Source organism: Streptomyces sp. NPDC059875, from assembly GCF_042731085.1.
Taxonomy (GTDB): domain Bacteria; phylum Actinomycetota; class Actinomycetes; order Streptomycetales; family Streptomycetaceae; genus Streptomyces.
Genome location: NZ_JBHWJZ010000024.1, coordinates 107,222 through 125,561, shown reverse-complemented (window position 1 = coordinate 125,561; position 18,340 = coordinate 107,222). Strand labels below are relative to the sequence as shown.

Below are 18,340 nucleotides of genomic sequence, written 5' to 3'. Positions count from 1 at the left end.
TTCACCACGCAGCACCACCCGGGCGCCGCCCGCGACGAGAGCACCGCGGCGCCCGGGTCCTTCCGTACCACGTCACACGTCATCGTGTGCGCGGCCATCGAAGGGTCGCGCACCGCAGGGGGAGAGGGGCGCAGCGCCGACATGGGCAGCGAAGACCAGCAGGACCAAGGACAGGACCGCGACACGACCGCCGGCCGCAACGTCGGTCGGCCGCAGAGCAACTTCCACTTCCTCCTCGCCGAGTGGCCCGCTCTCTACGACGAGGCCCTACGCGCCGAGCGCCTGGCCCACGCCGACCCCCGCACCTCGTGCTTCTACGCTCGCCGCGCGCTCGAACTGGCCGTGCACTGGATGTACGAGAAGGACGGCGCGCTCACGCCCCCGTATCGGAACGACCTCAGCGCCATGCTGCACGAGCCCGGCCTGCGCAACCTGGTCGGCCCGACCGTGAACGCGAAGATGGACCTCATCCGGCGCCAGGGCAACAACGCCGTCCACCGCGCGGCGCCCGTCCCGGCCGACGACGCCGTCCGTACGACCGCCGAGCTGTTTCACGTCCTGTACTGGTTCGCGCGCACGTACACGGCCGACCCCTCCCAACTTCCCGCCCCGGGGACGCGGTTCGACACTCAGCGCATACCGCGCCCCGTCCCGGCCGAGATCCGTCTCCGCCGCCAGGCGGATCTGAAGAAGCAGGCCGAGGAGGACCAGGCCCGCTGGGACGCCCAGGCCAAGGAACTGGCCCGGGCGCGTGCCAGGGGTCAGCGGCTCGAATCGGAGGTGGCCGAGCTCCGCGCGCGCATCGCCGAGCTCCGAGCCGCCAACGAGGCCAGGCCGGACACGCACGACTACGACGAGGCCGCCACGCGCGACCTGTTCATCGACCTCCTTCTGAAGGAAGCCGGCTGGGATCTCACCGAGGACCGCGACCGCGAATTCGAGGTCATCGGCGAACCGGGCCTGATCAGCAAGACCGGCAAGGGCTACGTCGACTACGTCCTGTGGGGCGACGACGGCAAGCCTCTCGGTGTCGTCGAGGCCAAGCGCACCCGTATCGACGCGAGGGCCGGGCAGAAGCAGGTCGAGCTCTACGCGGACGCTCTCGAAGCCACCTACAACCAGCGGCCGGTGATCTTCTACACCAACGGCTACGAGACCTACCTGTGGGACGACGGCAACGGCTACCCGCCCCGCAAGGTCCAGGGATTCCGGACCAAGGACGAACTTCACTGGCTGGTACGCCAGCGGGCCGGCCGGCGCGCCCTCAAGGCGTCCAACGTCAACCAGGACATCGCAGGCCGCCCGTACCAGCTGGGAGCGATCCAGAGGGTCGGTGAGACCTTCGAGCGCGACGGGCGCCGCCGGGCGCTGCTCGTCATGGCGACGGGGACAGGCAAGACCCGCACGACCGTCGCCCTCGCCGATCTCCTGCAGAAGGCCGGCTGGGCCCGTCGCATCCTCTTCCTCGCCGATCGGCAGGCACTGGTGAACCAGGCCGTGAAGGCGTTCAAGCAGCACCTCGAGCACACTCCGACGGTCAACCTCCTCACCGAGAAGAAGACCGACGCCCGTGTGTTCGTCTCCACGTACCCGACGATGATGAACCTGGTCAACGAGGTCACCGAAGACGGCCGTCGCCGCTTCGGGCCCGGTTTCTTCGACCTGGTCGTCATCGACGAGGCCCATCGCTCGGTCTACGACAAGTACGGGGAGCTCTTCGAGTACTTCGACTCCCTGCTTCTCGGGCTCACCGCCACGCCCAAGGACGATGTCGACCACAACACGTACCAGCTGTTCCAGCTGGAGGACGGTGTTCCCACCGACTCGTACAGTCTCGACCAGGCGGCCCGCGACGGATTCCTCGTCCGGCCGACCGTCGTCGACGTCCCCTTCGACTCCCTCAAGCGCGGTTTCAGGTACGCCGATCTCACGCCCGAGCAGAAGGAGGCGTGGGACAACCTGGAGTGGACCGAGGACGGCGACATCCCCGACGAGGTCACCGCCGACCAGGTCAACCGCTTCCTCTTCAACGCCCCGACCGTCGACAAGGCTCTCGAGGTGCTGATGACCCACGGTCTGCGCGTCGAGGGTGGTGACCGCACAGGCAAGACGATCATCTTCGCGAAGAACAACAAGCACGCCGAGTTCATCGAAGAGCGCTACAACCTCCACTACCCGAAGGGCGCCGGCAAGGACGCCCGCGTGGTCACCTACCAGGAGAAGTACGCCCAGCAGCTGATCGACGACTTCTCCGACCCGGCGAAGGCACCCGACATCGCGATCTCCGTCGACATGCTGGACACCGGCATCGACGTGCCCGAGGTCCTGAACCTCGTGCTCTTCAAGCCGGTCTACTCGCGTACGAAGTTCTGGCAGATGCTGGGCCGCGGCACCCGGCTGTGTGCGGATGTGTACGGGCCCGGCCGCGACAAGGACGGCTTCCACGTCTTCGACCTCTGCGGCAACGCCGAGTTCTTCAACCAGGACCTGGATCGCGCGTCGGCCCGGCAGGCGCCGAGCCTGACCGAGAAGCTCCTCCGGCGCCAGCTCGACCTGGTCCGGGCCCTCGACCGTCGACAGGCGCCCGATCCGGCCCATGACCGCGGCCCGGACACCGTCGATACCGAGGCGGCGCTTCGTTGGGCCACCGCGCACCGGCTGCACGCCACGGTGCGCGGCATGAACCTCGACAACTTCCTCGTCCGCCGCCACCGCCGGCACGTCGAGTTCTACGGCGGTGCCTTCACCGCCTGGCACCGCATCGACGACGACGCGGCCGCCGCCCTCGGTGAGGACGTCCTGGGACTGCCCTCGGACTACTGGCCCGAGGACGAGGACAACGGCGAGGAGGCCAAGCGCTTCGACCTCACCGCGTACAGCCTTCAGCTCGCCGCTCTCGAAGGCGGGAGGGAATACGCGCGACTGCGGGGTCGTGTCCAGGAGATCGCCCGTGACCTCCTCGGCAAGACGAACATCCCCGCCATCCGTGACCAGGCGGTACTCCTCGAAGCCGTCGCCGACGAAGCGTGGTGGCAGGACGTGACCGTGCCCATGCTGGAGCATCTGCGCCGCCGCCTGCGCGGTCTGGTCTTCCTGGTCGACGGCTCCGCCGCTCGCAGGATCGTCTACACCGACATAGCGGAGGACCACGGCGAACTCAGCGAGATCGAGGTCAAGGGCCTGCCCGTCGGCACCGACGAGGAGAGGTTCCGGCAGAAGGCCCGCGCCTACCTCCAGCTTCATCGCGAGCAAGAGGCCGTCCGCAAGCTCCGCGAGAACGAGCAGATCACCACTGATGATCTGGGCGCCCTGGAAGACGTCTTCCTCGCCGAGGGGGTCGCCTCCGCCGAAGACCTCGTTCACACGACCGAGACCGCCGGCGGTCTCGGTCTCTTCCTGCGTCGCGTGGGCGGGCTGGACAAGCAGGCCGCCCAGGCGGCCTTCTCGGCCTTCATGGCCGACCACGAGCTCACATCCCGGCAGATGGATCTCGTGGGCCTCATGATCAGGTACGTGGAGGCGAACGGCTACATGGACCTCCGCGACCTCTTCCGCAACCCGCTCTTCAACAGCAAGGGCCGCATCGACACCCAGTTCTCCGACACGGAGATCGACGCTCTGGACATCGTCTTCCGCGATCTGCGGGCCCGTGCGATTCCGGACACGGAGCTCGCCGCATGACGGAGTAGATTCGGAGCCATGCCGATCCGCGCGGTCCTGTGGGACATCGACGACACGATCTTCGACTACTCACGTGCCGACCTGACCGGTATGCGCGATCACCTCACGGCCGAGGGTCTGGTCGACGGATTCGACTCCGTCGAGCAGGCCCTTCGTCGTTGGCAGGAGCTCACCGCCGTCCACTGGCGGCGCTTCGAGGCCGGTGGGGTGGACTTCCAGGAACAGCGGCGCGAGCGGGTGCGGGACTTCCTCGCGGCGCCCGGGCTGGCCGCCGTGGAGGCCGATGCCTGGTTCGAGCGGTACATCGCGCACTACGAAGCGGCCTGGGAGCTCTTCCCCGACGCCGTGCCCGTCCTCGACGTTCTGGCCGGTGACTACCGTCACGCCGTCCTGTCGAACTCCAGCATCCACAACCAGGACCGCAAGCTGCGCGTTCTCGGTGTACGGGACCGCTTCGAGGCCGTTGTCTGCGCCGCGGAGCTCGGGGTCGCCAAGCCGGCCGCCGAGGCCTTCCACGCCGCCTGTGCCACGCTGGCGCTGGCCCCCGGGGAGGTCGCGTACGTCGGCGACCAGCCGGACATCGACGCTCGCGGGGCCGTCGAGGCGGGGCTCACGGGCATCTGGCTGGACCGCGCCGGCGCCGGCGGGCGCCCCGAGCTGACCCGTATCACCGACCTCCACCAGCTTCCCGGCGTGCTGCGCGGCGATACCCGTTTTGGAGCGCCGGACACCTTCAGGTAATGTTCTTCCTGCGCCGAGGGGAGCAAGCCGAAAGGCCGAAGCCCACGGAGCACAACCCGAACAAGATCCCCCACGGCGGGGATCGCGTTTTGGTGGCCTATGGTGTAATTGGCAGCACGACTGATTCTGGTTCAGTTAGTCTAGGTTCGAGTCCTGGTAGGCCAGCTCGCAGAGCTCATCTGCACGTACGCGGATCTCATCCGCAAAGCCCCCGTTGTGTAGCGGCCTAGCACGCTGCCCTCTCAAGGCAGTAGCGCCGGTTCGAATCCGGTCGGGGGTACAGATCCATCCTGCGGATCACCAGGGTCGCTCCCGGTGTTCATGCGGTGACATCACCTGGCACTCCGGTGCCGGGTGGGATCGCTAGGGCCCCCGTTGTGTAGCGGCCTAGCACGCCGCCCTCTCAAGGCGGTAGCGCCGGTTCGAATCCGGTCGGGGGTACTGGTCTAAACCACCATGGCCTATGGTGTAATTGGCAACACTACGGTTTCTGGTACCGTCATTCTAGGTTCGAGTCCTGGTAGGCCAGCTCGCAGAGCTCATCTGCACGTACGCGGATCTCATCCGCAAGGCCCCCGTTGTGTAGCGGCCTAGCACGCCGCCCTCTCAAGGCGGTAGCGCCGGTTCGAATCCGGTCGGGGGTACCAAACGAAGAAGCCCTTCCCTTCGGGGGAGGGCTTCTTCGCTGTTCGGGACACGTGCACACAACTCCGGCCCACCGCTGCGGCGTTGAAGCGGTGGGCCGGGACGAACGGGGAAGAGAACTGAAAACGATCAGCCGTTGCGACGCAGGGCCTCGGAGAGGCGGGCGGCGGCGTCGATGACCGCCTGGGCGTGCATACGGCCCGGGTGGCGCGTCAGGCGCTCGATCGGCCCGGAGACCGACACGGCGGCCACCACGCGGTTCGAGGGGCCGCGTACGGGCGCGGAGACGGACGCAACGCCCGGCTCCCGCTCACCGATCGACTGCGCCCAGCCGCGGCGCCGTACGCCCGAGAGGGCCGTCGCCGTGAAGCGGGCGCCCTGAAGTCCGCGGTGGAGCCGCTCGGGCTCCTCCCAGGCCATCAGGATCTGCGCCGAGGAGCCGGCCTTCATCGTCAGCGTGGAGCCGACCGGGACCGTGTCCCGAAGGCCGGACAGCCGCTCGGCGGCCGCCACGCAGATGCGCATGTCGCCCTGACGCCGGTAGAGCTGGGCGCTCTCGCCGGTGACATCGCGCAGATGCGTCAGTACCGGGCCCGCCGTGGCGAGCAGGCGGTCCTCACCGGCCGCGGCGGCGAGCTCCGCCAGGCGCGGTCCGAGGATGAACCGGCCCTGCATGTCGCGAGCCACCATCCGGTGGTGTTCCAGTGCCACGGCGAGGCGATGTGCCGTGGGTCGTGCGAGTCCCGTCGCCGCGACCAGACCTGCGAGGGTGGCCGGACCGGACTCCAGGGCGCTCAGGACAAGGGCTGCCTTGTCGAGAACGCCCACGCCGCTAGAGTTGTCCATGCAACGATATTCACGTCTCACTCTGTGAAACGCAAGTTCAATTTTCCTGGGATCTTGCGACCCTGGTGAGGCGGCCGCACAACGGCTCGCGAAACGGGTCTCTAGTTGTGTCGGCGATCACGTCGGCCGGAGGGAAAGCGATGGGTAGGACACTCGCGGAGAAGGTCTGGGACGACCACGTCGTCCGGCGCGCCGAGGGCGAGCCCGACCTCCTCTTCATCGATCTGCACCTGCTGCACGAGGTGACCAGCCCCCAGGCGTTCGACGGCCTGCGCCAGAACGGCCGGCAGGTGCGGCGCCTCGACCTCACCATCGCCACCGAGGACCACAACACCCCGACCCTCGACATCGACAAGCCGATCGCCGACCCGGTCTCCCGCGCGCAGTTGGAGACCCTGCGCAAGAACTGTGCCGAGTTCGGCGTACGGCTGCACCCGCTGGGCGACGTCGAGCAGGGTGTCGTCCACGTCGTGGGCCCCCAGCTGGGACTGACCCAGCCCGGCACCACCGTCGTCTGCGGCGACTCGCACACCTCCACGCACGGCGCCTTCGGCGCGCTGGCGTTCGGCATCGGCACCAGCCAGGTCGAGCACGTCCTGGCGACCCAGACGCTGCCGCTGGCCCGTCCCAAGACCATGGCGATCACGGTCGACGGCGAGCTGCCCGAGGACGTCACCGCCAAGGACCTGATCCTGGCGATCATCGCCAAGATCGGCACCGGCGGTGGCCAGGGCTACATCCTGGAGTACCGCGGCTCCGCCATCGAGAAGCTCTCGATGGAGGCCCGGATGACCATCTGCAACATGTCGATCGAGGCCGGCGCCCGCGCGGGCATGATCGCCCCCGACGAGACCACCTTCGCGTACCTGAAGGGTCGCGCCCACGCCCCCGAGGGCGAGGACTGGGACGCCGCCGTCGCGTACTGGAAGACCCTGAAGTCGGACGAGGACGCGGTCTTCGACGCCGAGGTCGTCATCGACGCCGCCTCGCTGGCGCCGTTCGTCACCTGGGGCACCAACCCCGGCCAGGGTGCGCCGCTTTCGGCGAACGTCCCCGACCCCGCTTCGTACGAAGACGCTTCGGAGCGCCTGGCGGCCGAAAAGGCCCTGGAGTACATGGGGTTGACCGCCGGGCAGCCGCTGCGGGACATCAAGGTCGACACCGTCTTCGTAGGCTCCTGCACCAACGGTCGCATCGAGGACCTGCGCAACGCCGCCGCCCTGCTGGAAGGCCGCAAGGTCGCCGACGGCGTGCGGATGCTGGTCGTCCCCGGCTCGGTCCGGGTGGCCCTGCAGGCCGTCGAGGAGGGCCTGGACAAGGTCTTCAAGGAGTCCGGCGCCGAATGGCGGCACGCGGGCTGCTCGATGTGCCTGGGCATGAACCCCGACCAACTGGCGCCCGGCGAGCGCTCCGCGTCCACCTCCAACCGCAACTTCGAGGGCCGGCAGGGCAAGGGCGGCCGGACCCACCTGGTCTCGCCCCAGGTCGCCGCCGCCACCGCCGTACTGGGCCACCTGGCCTCCCCGGCCGATCTGTCCGACGTCGCTACGCCCGCGGGGGTCTGAGGAACCATGGAAGCTTTCACCACGCACACCGGCCGGGCCGTCCCGCTGCGCCGCAGCAACGTCGACACCGACCAGATCATCCCCGCGCACTGGCTGAAGAAGGTCACTCGCGACGGCTTCGAGGACGGCCTGTTCGAGGCCTGGCGCAAGGACGCCGAGTTCGTGCTCAACCGCCCCGAGCGGCAGGGCGCCTCGGTTCTGGTGGCCGGCCCCGACTTCGGCACCGGCTCCTCCCGTGAGCACGCCGTCTGGGCGCTGCAGAACTACGGCTTCAAGACCGTCATCTCCTCCCGGTTCGCCGACATCTTCCGCGGCAACTCGCTGAAGAACGGCCTGCTGACCGTCGTCCTGGACCAGAAGACCGTGGACGCCCTCTGGGAGCTGACGGAGGCCGACCCGACGGCCGAAATCACCGTTGACTTGGAGCGCCGCAAGGTGCTGGCGGCCGGGATCGACGCCGACTTCGAGCTCGACGAGAACGCCCGCTGGCGTCTGCTGAACGGTCTGGACGACATCAGCCTCACCCTTCAGAACGAAGCCGACATCGCCGCCTACGAGGCCGGCAGGCCGGCCTTCAAACCGCGTACAATTACGGTCTGAGCAGCGCTTTTCCACGACTGCGCCCCCCACCCTCCGGTGGGGGGCGCAGTCGCTTGTTGAGACCCCGTCGGGCGACAACTCGCCCTAGATGGCACAATCGGTGCATGGAACGCGACAGCCAACTCGAGCTCTACGAGGCAGTCGCCGCCCGATTGAAGGAAGCGCACACAAGAGTGCGTGAACTGCAAGTCCCGGAGGGCGTAAGGATGGCGCTGTCCCGGAAGCTGCTGGTCGTCACGGCAGCGGCGAAGCACGATCTCGCGGACGCGGCAACGCGTCTCGACCGGTTGATGAAGGACCTCGATGAGGGCCGATTCCCTGAAGACGACTGACACCAGGAACTCCGCAACGGGACTTCTGCGTTGCGGCACTAGGGTGATTAGCCCGTTTCGTGTTTGATTTGCGGTATATACATGCCTAACGTGCGAAAAAGCTTGAACACTTTCGTTCTGGCAATGTCTCCGAAGGGGAAGACGTGAACAAGGCGCAGCTCGTAGAAGCGATTGCCGACAAGCTCGGCGGCCGTCAGCAGGCCGCGGACGCTGTCGACGCGGTGCTGGACGCGATCGTGCGTGCCGTGGTCGGCGGGGACCGGGTTTCGGTCACCGGCTTCGGCTCGTTCGAGAAGGTCGACCGCCCGGCCCGGTACGCCCGCAACCCGCAGACGGGTGAGCGCGTGCGGGTCAAGAAGACCTCGGTGCCGCGCTTCCGTGCGGGTCAGGGCTTCAAGGACCTGGTCAGCGGCTCGAAGAAGCTTCCCAAGGGTGGCGAGGTCTCCGTCAAGAAGGCGCCCAAGGGCAGCCTCACGGGTGGCGCTGCCGCGACCGTGAAGAAGGCCGCGGCCAAGAAGGCCACCACCGCCCGGAAGGCGGCGGCCAAGAAGGCCGCGCCGGCGAAGAAGGTCACCGCGAAGAAGGTCGCGGCGAAGAAGGCGCCCGCCAAGAAGGCCACCACGGCGGCCAAGAAGACCACCGCGGCGGCCAAGAAGGCCGCCCCGGCGAAGAAGACGACGGCCGCGGCCAAGAAGACCGTCGCCAAGAAGACCGCGCCGGCGAAGAAGGCCACGGCGAAGAAGGCGCCCGCCAAGAAGACGACGGCGCGCAAGACCACCGCCAAGAAGGCCGCCGCGAAGAAGTAGGAGTAAGCGGCGCAGGGGTCAACAGCCACTCACACGCCGGGCCGGGCTCCCCTCGGGGAGCCCGGCCCGCGGCGCGTTCACGCCCCTTTCGGCCCAGCCGGGCCGACATCTTCGGTCGATTCGGTCGATTCGGTCGGTCCGGTCGTCGGTTCGGCCGGATCAGAGGGTCTGCAGCGTCACCAGCGTGATCCGCAGCGGTCCGCCCTCGCCGCCGGCCTCCGTCTCGATCCGCACCCGCTGTCCCGGACGCAGCAGCAGCAGGCCGCCCGCGTCGAAGGCCTCGGCCCCGAACTCCACCGGGGTGCCGTCGTCGAGCAGCACACTGCCGCTGCGGGTCTCGGGGTCGTACGTGTACGCGGTCGCCTGCATGAGCCGCAGCCTATCCGGCCGTGCGGTAGCCGTGGGCGGCCGTCCGAGGGCCGACACCCAGCGCCAGAGCGGCCGCCAGATCCTCGCCGGTGTCCACGTCCCGGCGCACGGAATCCACCCCGGTCAGCCGGATTTCCACCGCCCCCGAAGACAAATGCCGCCGGCGCGAAGCGCCCCCGAATGCAGGTGCCAATTCCACTCCCGGACCCGCCGAGAGGAATGTCGTACCGATTTCGGCCGCATCCGCGAGAAATGTCCGGGGGAATTCCTCGGCAGCGCGGAGGACCCGGGCAAGCTCCCGGGATCGCAGCGCCGGCAGGTCCGCGTTGAGCGCCGCGACCCGAGCTCCCGGCCGGGACTCCCGTACCGTCCGCGCCCCGTGCGCCAGCGCCGCGTTGAGTCCCGCGGCCGGGGAGTCGGGCACGATCCGCGCGCCGAGCGCCGCCAACGCCTCCGCGGCCACCGGATCGTCCGTGACGACCGCCACATCCCGCACCCGCCCGCATTCCAGGGCCGCGGCCACCGTGTCCTGCGCGAACGCCAGCGCGAACCGGGGGCGCAGCAGAGCACCGGTGGCCTCGGCGAGCCTGCTCTTCGCCCGCACAAGGGGCTTCAGGGGGACGACCAGGGACCAGCCTTCGTCCGGATCGGTGTTCATCGCGGCCCATTGTGGCCCGACACCCTCCACCGTGTCCGACGGGCCGGAGGGGCCGGTGCCCGGCGGCGGCGGGAGCCCGGGGCGTACGGTGTTCTCGACAGACCAGGAGCATGGGGCGACACTTGACCCCCTGCACGCCAGTCCCAGAGGAAGGTGCACGAGTGTCCCGCCGCAGAATCGGCTTCTGGTACCGCCTGGCGGCGGTCATCGCTAAACCGCCGCTGGTGGTTCTGTTCAAGCGGGACTGGCGCGGAACGGAACACATTCCGACCGACGGCGGATTCATCACCGCCGTCAATCACAACTCGTATCTGGACCCGTTGTCGTACGCGCACTACCAGTACAACACCGGACGTGTCCCGCGCTTCCTGGCCAAGGCCGGCCTCTTCAAGGGCTCGTTCGTCGGCACGATGCTGCGCGGCACCGGACAGATCCCCGTCTACCGCGAGACGACCAACGCCCTGGACGCGTTCCGCGCCGCCGTCGAGGCCATCGAGCGCGGTGAATGCGTCGCCTTCTACCCCGAGGGCACCCTCACCCGCGACCCCGACATGTGGCCCATGGCCGGCAAGACCGGCGCCGCCCGCGTCGCGCTGCTCACCAAGGCCCCGGTCATCCCGGTCGCCCAGTGGGGCGCCAACCTCGCGATGCCGCCGTACGCCAAGGAGAACAAGCTCAACCTGTTCCCGCGCAAGACGCTGATCGTGCAGGCCGGCCCGCCCGTCGACCTCTCGCGCTTCTACGGCCAGGAGCCGACGCCCGAAGTGCTGCGCGAGGCGACCGAGGTCATCATGGCCGCGATCACCGCGATCCTGGAGGACGTACGCGGCGAGAAGGCACCGGCCGAGCCGTACGACCACCGCAAGGCCCGGCTGGAACAGCGGCGCAAGGCCGCCGGGGAGGGCACGAAGTGACCAAGGCAGCCGTATTCGGCACCGGATCGTGGGGCACGGCCTTCGGCATGGTGCTCGCCGACGCGGGCTGCGAGGTGACCCTCTGGGGCCGCCGCGCCGAACTCGCCGAGGCCATCAACACCACCCGCACCAACCCCGACTACCTCCCGGGCATCGAACTCCCGGCGAACGTCCGGGCCACCACCGACCCCGCCGAGGCAGCCCACGACGCCGACTTCACCGTCCTCGTCGTGCCCTCGCAGACGCTGCGCGCCAACCTCGCCGAGTGGGCCCCCAAGCTGGCCCCCGACACTGTCCTCGTCTCCCTGATGAAGGGCGTCGAACTCGGCACTGCCGAGCGGATGAGCGAGGTCATCATCGAGGTCGCCGACGTGCCCGCCGAGCGCGTGGCCGTCCTGACCGGACCCAACCTGGCTCTGGAGATCGCCGCCCGGCAGCCGGCCGCCGCTGTCGTGGCCTGTGTCGACGAGACGGTCGCGCAGCGGGTCCAGGCGGCCTGCATGACCCCGTACTTCCGCCCCTACACCAACACCGACGTGGTGGGCTGCGAGCTCGGCGGCGCGGTCAAGAACGTCATCGGGCTCGCCGTCGGCATCGCCAACGGCATGGGGCTCGGCGACAACTCCAAGGCCACGCTCATCACCCGCGGCCTCGCCGAGACCACCCGGCTCGGCCTCGCGATGGGCGCCGACCCGCTGACGTTCTCCGGCCTCGCCGGACTCGGCGACCTGGTGGCCACCTGTTCCTCGCCGCTCTCCCGGAACAACACCTTCGGCACCAACCTGGGCCGCGGAATGACCCTGGAGGAGACCATCGCGGCGACCAAGCAGACCGCGGAGGGCGTCAAGTCCTGCGAGTCCGTGCTCGATCTGGCCCGCCGCCACGGTGTCGACATGCCGATCACCGAGACGGTCGTCTCCATCGTCCACGAGGGCAAGCCGCCGATCGTCGCCCTCAAGGAACTGATGTCGCGCAGCGCCAAGTCCGAGCGCCGCTGAGTCCGCCCCCGGGCCCGCCGCCGAGGCGCGCACTACGCCGGACGCGCGCGGCGGGCCGGGGCTCTTAAGCGCATCGAACACGCAAGGTACGCTCAACGCGTTATGAGCGAGAACACCCAGAGCCCCCGCAAGCCGCGCGTGGCCGTCGTCTTCGGCGGACGCAGCTCCGAGCACGCCATCTCCGTCGTCACGGCCGGCGCCGTCCTGCGCGCCATCGACCGGACCAAGTACGACGTGCTGCCCATCGGCATCACGACGGACGGGCGCTGGGCGCTGACCGCCGACGCCCCCGAGCGGATGGCCATCGCCGACCGCGCGCTGCCGAACGTCTCCGACCTCGCCGAGTCCGAGCAGGGCGGCGTCGTCCTCTCCGTCGACCCGGCCAACCGCGAGGTCGTGTACACCGAGCCCGGCTCCGTGCCCAAGGCGCTCGGCGAGGTCGACGTCGTCTTCCCGATGCTGCACGGCCCGTACGGCGAGGACGGCACCCTCCAGGGCCTCCTGGAGCTCTCCGGCGTCCCCTACGTCGGCGCGGGCGTCCTCGCCTCCGCCGTCGGCCAGGACAAGGAGTACATGAAGCGGGTGTTCACCTCCTTCGGGCTGCCCGTCGGCCCGTACGAGGTGATCCGGCCGCGTGAGTGGGAGCAGAATCCCGCGGCCGCCCGCAAGAAGATCGTCGAGTTCGCCGCCGAGCACGGCTGGCCGCTCTTCGTGAAGCCCGCCCGTGGCGGCTCCTCCATGGGCATCACCAAGGTCGACGACCTCTCCGGCCTGGACGAGGCCATCGAGGAGGCGCGGCGCCACGACCCCAAGATCCTCGTCGAGTCGCTGCTGCGCGGCCGCGAGATCGAGTGCGGCGTCCTGGAGTTCGAGGACGGCCCGCGCGCCAGCGTGCCGGCCGAGATCCCGCCCGTCACCGACCACGACTTCTACGACTTCGAGGCCAAGTACATCGACTCGGCCTCCGGGATCGTGCCCGCGCCGATCGGCGACGAGGCCACCGCCGAGGTCCAGCGGCTCGCGGTCGCCGCGTACGAGGCCGTGTCCTGCGAGGGCCTGGTCCGTGCGGACTTCTTCCTCACCGAGGACGGCGAGTTCGTGATCAACGAGATCAACACGATGCCGGGCTTCACCCCGATCTCCATGTACCCGCGCATGTGGCAGGAGAGCGGCGTCAGCTACCCGGAGCTCGTCGACCGGCTGATCCAGGCCGCGCTGACCCGCTCCACGGGCCTGCGCTAGGGGCACCCCCTAGTCGCACTCCGGTTCCAGAGCGCACGGAACGGCCTTCTCCACGGGGGCGGCGAGATCCGCGAGCGGTGAGGCGTCGTGCGCGTACCGCTCGTCCAGCGTCACCTCGACGTACGTCTCCCTGTACACCGAGGTGAAGCGGGGCCCGCCGCCCTCCGGCCGTTCCAGCATCCAGCGCACGCCGTTCACGGAGATGCCCTGGGACTGGGGATCGGTCATCTTTTCGGGCCGGGGAACGCCGCAGCGCAGTACGATCGCCGCGTCCCCCCACCCGGCGGTCAGCTCGGACTCGGGCTCCGGATCGTTCCGTTCCAGCCCCGCCACGGTGTCCGGAAGCTCCTTCGCCAGCGCCTGGCAGAGGACGGCCTCCTCCGCCGGAGGGCTGGGAACCGGGATCGACGCCTTCGCGTCCGTGGAGGAGCAGCCCGCGGCGGTCAGCAGCAGCACGGCGGCTGACGCGGCGGCGGGCAGGCCGAAGGGCCGGTGGGAAGACTTCACCGGCCAAGGGTAGACGGGGGCTACAGATGCACGACCGGGCAGGTGAGGGTCCGCGTGATGCCGTCCACTTGCTGGACCTTGGCGACCACCATGCGGCCCAGCTCGTCGACCGTGTCGGCCTGGGCACGGACGATCACGTCGTACGGGCCCGTCACGTCTTCCGCCTGGATCACCCCCGGGATCTTGGAGATGGTCTCGGCGACGGTCGACGCCTTGCCCACCTCGGTCTGAATAAGGATGTACGCCTGTACCACGGAACCTCCAGGGCGGCCACGAGGATCTTGTGGGAGAAAGGGACGCCACGGTACCGCGTCGCCGAGGGCCGCGGGGAGACCTGCGCGCCCCGAGGCGCCCACAGTGTGGCGTACGCACGACAGAAGTTGACGGTCTACTTGACGGTACCCAGCGCGGTGACGGCTCGCGACCCGCAGAGCGAGCGGCAGAGCGAGCGGCGGGCGACGCGCACGGCCGGCACGACAACACGAGGTGAGACGCGGTGAAGGGCACAGTAGGAGAACTGGGGGAGTTCGGGCTCATCAGAGAGCTCACCTCCCGGCTCACCTCCACCCCGGCGGTACGGATCGGACCCGGCGACGACGCCGCGGTCGTCTCCGCACCCGACCGGCGCGTGGTGGCCAGTACGGACATCCTGCTCGAAGGACGTCACTTCCGCCGCGACTGGTCGACGGCGTACGACGTCGGCCGCAAGGCGGCCGCACAGAACCTCGCCGACATCGCCGCCATGGGCGCCGTCCCCACCGCGCTGCTGCTTGGCCTGGTCGTCCCCGCCGAGCTCCCCGCCACCTGGCCCGTCGAACTCATGGACGGCCTGCGCGACGAGTGCCAGGTCGCCGGCGCGGCCGTCGTCGGCGGCGACGTCGTCCGCGGCGACACCATCACCATCGCCATCACCGCCCTCGGCGACCTGCGCAACCACGACCCGGTGACCCGGGGCGGGGCCCAGCCCGGCGACGTCGTCGCGTACACCGGCTGGCTCGGCTGGTCCGCCGCCGGATACGCGGTGCTCTCCCGCGGCTTCCGCTCCCCGCGCGCCTTCGTCGAGGCCCACCGCCGGCCCGAACCGCCGTACCACGCGGGCCCCGCGGCCGCCGGGCTCGGCGCCACCGCCATGTGCGACGTCAGCGACGGACTGATCGCCGACCTCGGCCACATCGCCGAGGCCAGCAAGGTCCGCATCGATCTGCGCTCGGGCAGCATCGACATTCCGACCCAGATGAACGACATCGGCCAGGCGGTGGGTGTGGACCCGCTGCAGTGGGTGCTCACCGGGGGAGAGGACCACGCGATCGTCGCCACGTTCCCGCCGGACGTGAAGCTGCCGGCCCGCTGGAAGGTCATCGGCGAGGTCCTGAACCCCTCCGCGCTGCCGCAGGTGACGGTGGACGGGGCGCCCTGGCACAGCAAGGGCGGCTGGGACCACTTCGGAGGCCACGAGTGACGCCGCCGCTGCCGCTCGTCCTGACTGTCGCCGGATCCGACTCCGGCGGCGGCGCCGGCATCCAGGCCGACCTGAAGACGATGCTCGCCCTCGGCGTCCACGGCATGAGCGTGCTGACCGCCGTCACCGCCCAGAACTCGCTGGGCGTCCAGGGCGCGTGGGAACTGCCGGAGGAGGCCGTACGGGCCCAGTACCGGGCCGTCGTCGACGACATCGGCGTCCAGGCCGTGAAGACCGGCATGCTGGCCTCCGCCGCCCTCGTGGAGACCGTGGCGGAGCTGCTCGCCGGCACGCCGGACACGCCCGTCGTCGTCGACCCGGTCGGGGTCTCCAAGCACGGGGACCCGCTGCTCGCGGCATCGGCGCTGGATTCCGTACGGACGAAGCTGCTGCCGGTGGCGACCGTGGCCACGCCCAACCTCGACGAGGTGGCGCAGCTCACAGGTGTCGTCGTCGAGCGGGAGTCCGATCTGCGGGAGGCGGCCGCGGCGATCCTGTCGTACGGGCCGCGGTGGGCGCTCATCAAGGGCGGCCATCTCGAAGGCGACGCCGTCGACCTGCTCACGGACGGCAGCGAGGAGCACTGGCTGCGCGCCCCCCGGCACGACAACCGGCACACCCACGGCACGGGCTGCACGCTGGCCTCTGCGGTGGCGTCGGGCCTCGCGAAGGGGCTGACCGTGCCGGAGGCGGTACGGGAGGCGAAGGAATACGTGACCGGGGCGATCGCGGCCGGCTTCGCGCTGGGCGCGGGGATCGGCCCGGTGGACCACGGCTGGCGACTGCGCGCCTAGGGCCTGTCCGGCGGGCAGGCCCTGGCGGGTTTCGTCTCCGGGCATGGCAAAAGGCCGGTTCACCAAGGTGAACCGGCCTTTCAAGGCAACCGCAGGGGCTGCGCTACGACGAAACGTCGGCGTTAGCGCGAGACCTTGCCGGCCTTGATGCACGAGGTGCAGACGTTGAGCCGCTTCGGCGTCCGACCGACCACGGCACGCACACGCTGGATGTTCGGGTTCCAGCGACGAGACGTACGGCGGTGCGAGTGCGAAATGTTGTTGCCGAAGCCCGGCCCCTTGCCGCAGACGTCGCAGTTGGCAGCCACGGGTCACTCCAAAGACTTCAGATTTACAGTGAAATCCGGCGCACCGGAATCAGAGTTCTGAAGTGGCTTGCCGGGGGAATGGCCCGACTCTCGCCGGGCAACCGAAGCAGCATACAACGGCTGCTCCCGTAGAACGAAACTACCACGGTCACCGCGGCCCCCGCCCCGGCCCCAGGTCACGAGCGGGTCTACCCTGCGGTGAGCTTCACCGCAGCCGCCGCCGAGCAGGAGGATCACCCGTTGCCGCAGACCGCGCAGACCCTCGACGCCGCAGCGGTCCGCTCCTGGTGCGTACGGGCGCTGGACGCGCTCGGCAGGGAGCGCGAGGAGATCGACGCGATCAACGTCTATCCGATCGCCGACGGGGACACCGGCACGAACCTGTATCTGACGGTGGAGTCCGCCGCCCAGGCGGTCGAGGCGGTCTTCGCGGCGGACGACCCCGACGCGGGCGACGCCATACGGGCCATGGCGCACGGCGCCCTGATCGGTGCCCGGGGCAACTCCGGAACGATTCTCTCGCAGCTGCTGCGCGGCATGGCGTCCGTACTCGCGAACGGCCGTGACGGCGATCACCTCGCCCGGTCCCTGGCGGCGGCCTCCCGAGCGGCTCGGGAGGCCGTGGCGCACCCCGTCGAAGGAACGATCCTGAGCGTGGCGGGAGCGGCGGCCGACGCCTGTGAGAGCGGCGGCAGCCTCGTGGCGGTGGCCAGGGGGGCGTACGAGGGGGCCAGGACCGCCCTGGAGGCCACCACCGGACAACTGGCCGTCCTCGAGCGCGCCGGGGTCGTGGACGCGGGCGGGCGGGGTCTGGTGGCCGTCCTGGGGGCGCTGGTGGAGGTCGTGTCGGGAGAGGCACAGGTACGGCCCGTGGCGGCGCACCGGCCGATCCTCGCCGACGAGGTGTGCGCCCCGGAGGACGGACCCGCCGGGCCCGCCTTCGAGGTGATCTACCTCCTGGAGGCGGAGGACGCGGCCGTGGAACGGCTGCGGGCCCGGCTGGACGCGCTGGGCGACTCGCTGGTCGTGGTCGGCGGGGACGGGCTGTGGAACGTGCACGTCCACGTCGACGACGCGGGGGCGGCCGTGGAGGCGGGCGTGGAGGCGGGGCGCCCGTACCGGATCCGGATCACGCACTTCGCGGGCGTCCCGGAGGTACGGGAGCGGCTGCAGCGCGCCGTCGTGGCGGTCGTCCCGGGGGAGGGGCTCGCGGGCCTGTGCGCAGAGGTCGGCGCGACGACGGTGCTGGCCAGGCCGGGGGAGCCGCCGGCCAGCGGCGAGCTCGTCGACGCGATCCGGCGGGCCCACGCGCGCGAGGTCGTGCTCCTGCCGAACGACACCGACCTGCGGCACACGGCGGGCGCCGCGGCCGAACAGGCCCGCGCGGAGGGCATCAGGGTCGCCCTGATCCCGACCCGGGCCGCCGTCCAGGGCATCGCGGCGCTCGCCGTGCACGAGCCGGACCGGCGCTTCGACGAGGACGTGGTGGCGATGACGGCGGCGGCGGGGGCGACCCGGTACGCCGAACTCGCCGTCGCCGAACGCCAGTCCTTCACCTCGGCCGGCGTCTGCCAGGCCGGCGACGTCCTCGGCCTGATCGAGGGCGACGTCGCGGTCATCGGCCAGGACCTGACGACGACGGCCCGCACGGTCCTGGACCGCATGCTGTCGGCGGGCGGCGAGCTGGTGACCCTGATCGTGGCGGACGAGACGCCGCCGTCGCTCGCGACGGCCCTCGAACGCCACGTCCGCGAGACGTACCTGGCGGTGGACACGACGACGTACCGCGGCGGCGTGGGCGCACCACCGCTTCTGATCGGCGTGGAGTAGCCACCCCTCAAGGGTGTGGGCATCCGTTTCCCTGGTGCGGAACGG

General features: G+C 70.1%; 18 protein-coding genes and 5 tRNA genes. 17 read left to right on the top strand and 6 right to left on the bottom strand.

Annotated features, from left to right (window positions below; genetic code table 11):
- Nucleotides 1-141: 141 nt before the first annotated feature.
- From ACFV9D_RS26975 to ACFV9D_RS26945, 7 genes are all read left to right on the top strand, one after another.
- Entirely contained in the window at nt 142-3,681 is a 3,540-nt protein-coding gene (locus ACFV9D_RS26975) for a DEAD/DEAH box helicase family protein (RefSeq protein ID WP_385151337.1), read from the top strand.
- An 18-nt stretch (nt 3,682-3,699) separates the two neighbouring features.
- Entirely contained in the window at nt 3,700-4,422 is a 723-nt protein-coding gene (locus tag ACFV9D_RS26970; protein WP_385151334.1) for an HAD family hydrolase, read from the top strand.
- Nucleotides 4,423-4,515: 93 nt separating this feature from the next.
- A tRNA-Gln gene (locus ACFV9D_RS26965) sits at nt 4,516-4,587 on the top strand.
- Nucleotides 4,588-4,629: 42 nt separating this feature from the next.
- Nucleotides 4,630-4,702: transfer RNA gene (locus ACFV9D_RS26960), tRNA-Glu, on the top strand.
- 88 nt (nt 4,703-4,790) lie between these two features.
- A tRNA-Glu gene (locus tag ACFV9D_RS26955) sits at nt 4,791-4,863 on the top strand.
- 16 nt (nt 4,864-4,879) lie between these two features.
- A tRNA-Gln gene (locus ACFV9D_RS26950) sits at nt 4,880-4,951 on the top strand.
- A 42-nt stretch (nt 4,952-4,993) separates the two neighbouring features.
- Nucleotides 4,994-5,069 (top strand) — tRNA-Glu (locus tag ACFV9D_RS26945).
- A gap of 127 nt (nt 5,070-5,196) precedes the next feature.
- Here the strand turns inward: ACFV9D_RS26945 and ndgR are convergent.
- Complete coding sequence (ndgR, locus tag ACFV9D_RS26940; protein ID WP_005311436.1) at nt 5,197-5,913, bottom strand: IclR family transcriptional regulator NdgR; 717 nt, start codon at nt 5,911-5,913, stop codon at nt 5,197-5,199.
- Between the two features lie 140 nt (nt 5,914-6,053).
- Here ndgR and leuC point away from each other — a divergent pair, with 140 nt between their 5' ends.
- The 4 genes from leuC (at nt 6,054) to ACFV9D_RS26920 (ending at nt 9,216) form a co-directional block, all read left to right on the top strand.
- Nucleotides 6,054-7,478, top strand: coding sequence for a 3-isopropylmalate dehydratase large subunit (leuC, locus tag ACFV9D_RS26935; protein ID WP_352190339.1), 1,425 nt, complete (start codon nt 6,054-6,056; stop codon nt 7,476-7,478).
- Between the two features lie 6 nt (nt 7,479-7,484).
- A complete protein-coding gene (leuD, locus tag ACFV9D_RS26930; RefSeq protein ID WP_385151330.1) occupies nt 7,485-8,078 on the top strand; it encodes a 3-isopropylmalate dehydratase small subunit in 594 nt (197 codons plus the stop codon).
- Between the two features lie 104 nt (nt 8,079-8,182).
- Complete coding sequence (locus tag ACFV9D_RS26925) at nt 8,183-8,410, top strand: hypothetical protein (RefSeq protein WP_260227783.1); 228 nt, start codon at nt 8,183-8,185, stop codon at nt 8,408-8,410.
- A gap of 143 nt (nt 8,411-8,553) precedes the next feature.
- A complete protein-coding gene (locus ACFV9D_RS26920; RefSeq protein ID WP_385151325.1) occupies nt 8,554-9,216 on the top strand; it encodes an HU family DNA-binding protein in 663 nt (220 codons plus the stop codon).
- Nucleotides 9,217-9,375: 159 nt separating this feature from the next.
- Here ACFV9D_RS26920 and ACFV9D_RS26915 read toward each other — a convergent pair whose 3' ends face one another.
- Nucleotides 9,376-9,585, bottom strand: a complete 210-nt coding sequence (locus ACFV9D_RS26915; RefSeq protein WP_385151321.1) for a hypothetical protein — start codon at nt 9,583-9,585, stop codon at nt 9,376-9,378.
- 10 nt (nt 9,586-9,595) lie between these two features.
- A complete protein-coding gene (gene cofC / locus ACFV9D_RS26910; protein ID WP_385151318.1) occupies nt 9,596-10,243 on the bottom strand; it encodes a 2-phospho-L-lactate guanylyltransferase in 648 nt (215 codons plus the stop codon).
- Between the two features lie 161 nt (nt 10,244-10,404).
- Here cofC and ACFV9D_RS26905 point away from each other — a divergent pair, with 161 nt between their 5' ends.
- The 3 genes from ACFV9D_RS26905 (at nt 10,405) to ACFV9D_RS26895 (ending at nt 13,397) form a co-directional block, all read left to right on the top strand.
- Entirely contained in the window at nt 10,405-11,157 is a 753-nt protein-coding gene (locus ACFV9D_RS26905) for a lysophospholipid acyltransferase family protein (protein ID WP_385151315.1), read from the top strand.
- Nucleotides 11,154-12,155 (top strand): NAD(P)H-dependent glycerol-3-phosphate dehydrogenase, encoded by a 1,002-nt coding sequence (locus tag ACFV9D_RS26900; RefSeq protein WP_385151312.1) that lies wholly within the window; start codon nt 11,154-11,156, stop codon nt 12,153-12,155. Before ACFV9D_RS26905 ends, ACFV9D_RS26900 begins: the two co-directional genes overlap by 4 nt.
- Nucleotides 12,156-12,257: 102 nt before the next feature.
- Nucleotides 12,258-13,397 (top strand): D-alanine--D-alanine ligase family protein, encoded by a 1,140-nt coding sequence (locus ACFV9D_RS26895; RefSeq protein ID WP_385151309.1) that lies wholly within the window; start codon nt 12,258-12,260, stop codon nt 13,395-13,397.
- A gap of 9 nt (nt 13,398-13,406) precedes the next feature.
- Here ACFV9D_RS26895 and ACFV9D_RS26890 read toward each other — a convergent pair whose 3' ends face one another.
- Nucleotides 13,407-13,904, bottom strand: a complete 498-nt coding sequence (locus ACFV9D_RS26890; RefSeq protein ID WP_385151306.1) for a DUF3515 domain-containing protein — start codon at nt 13,902-13,904, stop codon at nt 13,407-13,409.
- A gap of 20 nt (nt 13,905-13,924) precedes the next feature.
- Nucleotides 13,925-14,158, bottom strand: coding sequence for an Lrp/AsnC family transcriptional regulator (locus tag ACFV9D_RS26885; RefSeq protein ID WP_028802415.1), 234 nt, complete (start codon nt 14,156-14,158; stop codon nt 13,925-13,927).
- 242 nt (nt 14,159-14,400) lie between these two features.
- On the opposite strand from ACFV9D_RS26885, the gene ACFV9D_RS26880 reads away from it, so the two are divergent.
- Both ACFV9D_RS26880 and thiD read left to right on the top strand, forming a co-directional pair.
- Complete coding sequence (locus ACFV9D_RS26880) at nt 14,401-15,363, top strand: thiamine-phosphate kinase (RefSeq protein WP_385151303.1); 963 nt, start codon at nt 14,401-14,403, stop codon at nt 15,361-15,363.
- Nucleotides 15,360-16,157 (top strand): bifunctional hydroxymethylpyrimidine kinase/phosphomethylpyrimidine kinase, encoded by a 798-nt coding sequence (thiD, locus tag ACFV9D_RS26875; protein ID WP_385151300.1) that lies wholly within the window; start codon nt 15,360-15,362, stop codon nt 16,155-16,157. Before ACFV9D_RS26880 ends, thiD begins: the two co-directional genes overlap by 4 nt.
- A 122-nt stretch (nt 16,158-16,279) precedes the next feature.
- Here thiD and rpmB read toward each other — a convergent pair whose 3' ends face one another.
- Nucleotides 16,280-16,465, bottom strand: a complete 186-nt coding sequence (gene rpmB / locus ACFV9D_RS26870; protein ID WP_003957616.1) for a 50S ribosomal protein L28 — start codon at nt 16,463-16,465, stop codon at nt 16,280-16,282.
- A 240-nt stretch (nt 16,466-16,705) separates the two neighbouring features.
- Between rpmB and ACFV9D_RS26865 the strand changes: the two genes are divergently transcribed.
- Nucleotides 16,706-18,295: a DAK2 domain-containing protein gene (locus ACFV9D_RS26865; protein ID WP_385151396.1), complete on the top strand. Its 1,590-nt coding sequence runs from the start codon at nt 16,706-16,708 to the stop codon at nt 18,293-18,295.
- Nucleotides 18,296-18,340 lie beyond the last annotated feature (45 nt).

What these genes read in the sequence shown, in the direction of transcription:
- ACFV9D_RS26975 (WP_385151337.1), top strand. Translation starts at nt 142, where the DNA reads ATGGGCAGCGAAGACCAGCAGGACCAAGGACAGGACCGCGACACGACC.
- ACFV9D_RS26970 (WP_385151334.1), top strand. Translation starts at nt 3,700, where the DNA reads ATGCCGATCCGCGCGGTCCTGTGGGACATCGACGACACGATCTTCGAC.
- ndgR (WP_005311436.1), bottom strand. Translation starts at nt 5,913, where the DNA reads ATGGACAACTCTAGCGGCGTGGGCGTTCTCGACAAGGCAGCCCTTGTC.
- leuC (WP_352190339.1), top strand. Translation starts at nt 6,054, where the DNA reads ATGGGTAGGACACTCGCGGAGAAGGTCTGGGACGACCACGTCGTCCGG.
- leuD (WP_385151330.1), top strand. Translation starts at nt 7,485, where the DNA reads ATGGAAGCTTTCACCACGCACACCGGCCGGGCCGTCCCGCTGCGCCGC.
- ACFV9D_RS26925 (WP_260227783.1), top strand. Translation starts at nt 8,183, where the DNA reads ATGGAACGCGACAGCCAACTCGAGCTCTACGAGGCAGTCGCCGCCCGA.
- ACFV9D_RS26915 (WP_385151321.1), bottom strand. Translation starts at nt 9,585, where the DNA reads ATGCAGGCGACCGCGTACACGTACGACCCCGAGACCCGCAGCGGCAGT.
- cofC (WP_385151318.1), bottom strand. Translation starts at nt 10,243, where the DNA reads ATGAACACCGATCCGGACGAAGGCTGGTCCCTGGTCGTCCCCCTGAAG.
- ACFV9D_RS26895 (WP_385151309.1), top strand. Translation starts at nt 12,258, where the DNA reads ATGAGCGAGAACACCCAGAGCCCCCGCAAGCCGCGCGTGGCCGTCGTC.